Origin of the sequence: Spiroplasma endosymbiont of Megaselia nigra (genome assembly GCF_003987485.1) — a bacterium.
Taxonomy (GTDB): Bacteria; Bacillota_I; Bacilli_A; order Mycoplasmatales; family Mycoplasmataceae; genus Spiroplasma.
The window spans coordinates 1-4,134 of record NZ_RCOO01000098.1 but is presented as its reverse complement, the minus strand read 5'-3'; the positions used below and the strand labels follow the sequence as shown (position 1 = coordinate 4,134).

Below are 4,134 nucleotides of genomic sequence, written 5' to 3'. Positions count from 1 at the left end.
AAAGCCAAAAAACATCAGACATCTCTTAATAAAGAAGCGGGTATAATCAATCGCGTAACCTGAATAAGAAAAATGTTTGTTCAAGGCAAAATATATGGCGTATTAGATAACTTCCCATTTTTAGATAAGTGCATTAGTGAACTAAGATTTAGTGATACTAAAACAAACACACCCGATAGTAAAATGTACCACGATCCATACGATGCTTTGTTTTATGGTTCTTATCCGTATCGTTTTAAAATGGGAATTTAAAATATTTATGTTATAATGCTATTGAAATAAAATTAAAGAATATTTCACTTAATTTTTATCTATATGTTTATTAAATCTGAAATAGCAGATTTTTTTAGGTTTTGGGCGAGCGGTTGATTTTCTTAAATTTTTGTGATAAAATGACTTATAAGTTAAAAAATATTTTGAGATTCTTTCAAACAAATTTGGAAACCTTTATAAAATTCTTCGCTTAACGCTTAGAATTTTTACCAAGTATTTTGAAAAGCACGGCAAAAGTTTTTTTAAACTTTAAGGCATTTTTCACAAAATTATGAAAATCACCGCGAGCCCAGATTTAGTAAAATATAACAAAAATAATAATCATATTAGATCTTCTCCTTTCTAAAATAATATATTTAAAAATGCTTGACTTGCATATATATATATATATATATAATGTCAATAGATCTTGATAAAAATTTTCAAGATATAAAGAAAGGAAATTATACAAAATGAAGAAACTGTTAAGTTTATTAAGCGCATTAACAATTAGTGGGGCTGCTATTCCAACAACAATTGCCGCTAGTCCTTATCAAAAAGAAAATTTAATTAGAAAAAAAAGAGATAATTGATATGGGTGAATTTATATAAATTTTTATGGAATATCTGATATATTAAAAGGAACACTAAGCTTAGATACTACTAATAAAAAAATTAGACTTGGTGGTTTAGGAGATTATAGAGTAGTACATTCTAATGAAGTTAATCAAGTTTATAATAAAATTATTATAAAAAATAATAACGGCGATGTAATTAAAGAAATCCTTTATTGAAAAGATATAAGTATACAAATAAAATTTGAAATAGAAAATTTATTAAATGGAATTCCATATAATAATGATTATACAATTTAAATATGATCAAATGAACCTTGAAGAACAAAATTTAATGATCATAATTATGTATGAAAATCTTTTTCAGAAAATACTTTATATTTTAAAATTAAAAATGACAGATTTTATAAGCTTAATAGTATAAAAGAATTCATTATAAATACAAATATAGGTGCTTTAGATAATAATAATGTTTCAACTATTAAAGCGGCTGTTAAAACAAAGAACCCCAGTTTAGATACTAGTGAAGTTGATGTTAGTCAAATAACAAGTACATCAGCAGATATTGATGGATCACCACATTATAGTTCAAATAAATATAAAGATTATAAAAAAGTTTATTTTACTGTTAAGCCAGATTTGATTACTGATTTTAAAACATGTATAGGCCCTGTTGATGATACTAGTGATGCCACGATTTTATCAGCAATAAAAACTAAAAATCCGAGTTTAGATATATCACAAGTTTATGTTAAACAAAAAGTTGTTGGCAGAATATTAGAACTTGGTGTAAAAAGCAATTCAAATAAGTATAATACCAATAGTTCTTGTTATTGTGATAATTTTAAAGTTAGAACAGATTTAAATAAAAATATTTTAACCTTTAATTTAAATATCATTACTAATGATAATAATGCAATTTTAAATGAACTAAACTATTTAAATCACAATTTAGATATTTCACAATTAGAGGTAACTAATAAAACAACAAAATCAGCTACGATTAAAGCAAAAAGTAATAGCAACAAATATTTTGGTGAAAAGAAAATTTATTATGCAATAGATAATGAACAAAATAAAATTATTAATTTAAATGAATTAATTGAAAAAGGAATATTTTTAAATTTTAGAGATAAAAATAAAGAAAATATTGTAAAAGAAATTAAAAATATTAACACAGATAATTTAATATATTCTAATGTGATTGCATCAAAAAGTATTGAACCAATAATTAATAAAAATAAAGAAAATATTTGTTCTGGTAAAACAATTTTAGAAAATAATTTATCAACAGAACAAAAATTAAGAACATCAAATTGTAAATATACAATTCAAGAAGTAAAAAGTTTTCAAATTATAACAGGATTAAGTAAAACAACTGGGTTACAAACAAATTCAGAAGTTAGTTCTGGTTCTACTAGTTCTAGTAGTTCAACTACTGGGTTACAAACAGGACATAGTCAAAGTAATTCATCAACAAACTCATCAGAAGTTGGTGGTAGTGCTGGGTTTAATTTATTTGGATTTAGTATAGGTGGATCCGCTAGTAGTAGTCACCAAAAAACTTCTGCCAGTGAAACAAGTTCGTTAACAATGTATAATTCTACTCAAGAAATTTCTAAATCATTTAGTAATTCTTTTTCAAAATCAATTTCATTATCAAATAGTTTTGATTTAGGAAATAGTCAAGAAAAACAAAGTATAAAAATTTTTGAATTAGAATTACCCTTTCAAGAGCTTAATGTTGAAGGTAATCAAAAGATTGAAGTTAGCACTTTTTTAGATAAAGTATTAGCACAAGTAACATTGAATTTAAAACAAGATATTTATGGTGAAATTAATTCAGAAATAATAAATGAAAATAACGAAAAAACTATATTTAAAATTTCAATTAAAGAAATTATGCAAAAACTAAAACAATATTATCTTTTACCACAAGAAGTTACAATAAATGATGATTACAGTATAACTTTTAATGGGAAAGCTAATCTTTCATATCAATTTTCTACTATTGGAGAAACATCAACTAGATAAATAGAAACATTTTAAAAGGGGTAAAATTTATTATGAAAAAAATATTAAGTTTATTAGGTTCTATAACATTATTAAGTAATACACCAATGTCATTCACTATTGCTCCTTCATCATATTCTCAAAATAATTTAAATAGAAATAGAAATTCAAGACCAGTTAATAGGGGCAGAGTTGAAAAACCTACTCATAGTAGAAATAGATCAAATAGTTTAAGAAAAATATTTAATAAAATTAAAAGTTCTAGTAATTTTTCTTCTAAAAATAGAACTCATCCAGCTTCTAAATATGGAACTTATATAAGATATTTGAGAGAAAATATAAATTATCTCCAAAATAGTAAAAATATTGACCCCATAGAAGTTAATTTTATAGAAAATACTAATCATAATTCAAAAAAAGTATTTAAATTAAAAAATAATGGTATTAATAAACATCAAATTATTCCTTTAAGTAATAAAAATCATGAAATTGAGTTAGTCTTTGATACAAGTAATTTATATTTAGAGGGAGTTATTAACACTGATAAAAATAATAATAAAATATATTGACATTTTAATGATGCAAAAATTACAAATATAGATGACGCCATTTCAGAATCTCTTGGTTTTTCAGGAAATTATAGTAGCTTAGTTGAAAATGAAAATATAAGTATTACTAGAGATCATATTAATAATTCTATTAGTAATTTAAGCAATATAACTAAAGAAAATAAACACACTATTAAAGATGATTTAGTCAGAACAATTTTAACCACTTCAGAATCAATGAGATTTTTTTCTGTTAGAGATAGTATTAAGAAGGTTTTAATTGATGATAATAAAAAAATTATTTGAAAAGATCATAAAAACACACTTAATGACTGAGGCAAATATAGTAAAAAATATTATAGAATATTAGAAACAAAAATTGTTCCAGAAAATCAAGAAGAATATAACAAAATAATTAATATTGCTGTTTTAGCCGCAGAAAGTAATTAAAAAATTGAAAAATTTATTAATTATTTTGGGAACAATCACTTTAATAGTAACAAGTACAACAAGTTTAGTTGCTTGTAATACACCACAATATAGCGAAGAAGGATTAAAAAAACTAAAAGAAGAAAACAAAATAACTACAAAAAATGGTATTTTAGAATGAATAGCACCACAAGAAAAACCATTTAATACAGTTGATAATAAGTATTATTTTGTTGTTTGAAAAACTAATACTTGAAATATTACTAAGTTTAAAAATAATACTTTAATAGATAGAACACATCCGAGTATTGAACTTG

5 protein-coding genes are annotated in these 4,134 nt (G+C 23.3%); all 5 read left to right on the top strand.

The window, feature by feature from the left end; all coding sequences use genetic code 4:
* On the top strand, window positions 1-252 hold a 252-nt coding region (locus D9R21_RS04675; protein ID WP_206609239.1), incomplete at its 5' end, for a hypothetical protein.
* A gap of 473 nt (window positions 253-725) precedes the next feature.
* Window positions 726-1,127: a hypothetical protein gene (locus D9R21_RS04670; protein ID WP_126821295.1), complete on the top strand. Its 402-nt coding sequence runs from the start codon at window positions 726-728 to the stop codon at window positions 1,125-1,127.
* A 339-nt stretch (window positions 1,128-1,466) separates the two neighbouring features.
* The gene (locus tag D9R21_RS04665) at window positions 1,467-2,861 is read left to right on the top strand and encodes a hypothetical protein (protein WP_126821294.1); all 1,395 of its coding nucleotides are present in this window, start codon (window positions 1,467-1,469) and stop codon (window positions 2,859-2,861) included.
* A 32-nt stretch (window positions 2,862-2,893) separates the two neighbouring features.
* Window positions 2,894-3,838, top strand: coding sequence for a ribosome-inactivating family protein (locus D9R21_RS04660; RefSeq protein WP_126821293.1), 945 nt, complete (start codon window positions 2,894-2,896; stop codon window positions 3,836-3,838).
* Between the two features lie 4 nt (window positions 3,839-3,842).
* On the top strand, window positions 3,843-4,134 hold a 292-nt coding region (locus tag D9R21_RS04655), incomplete at its 3' end, for a lipoprotein (RefSeq protein WP_158613894.1).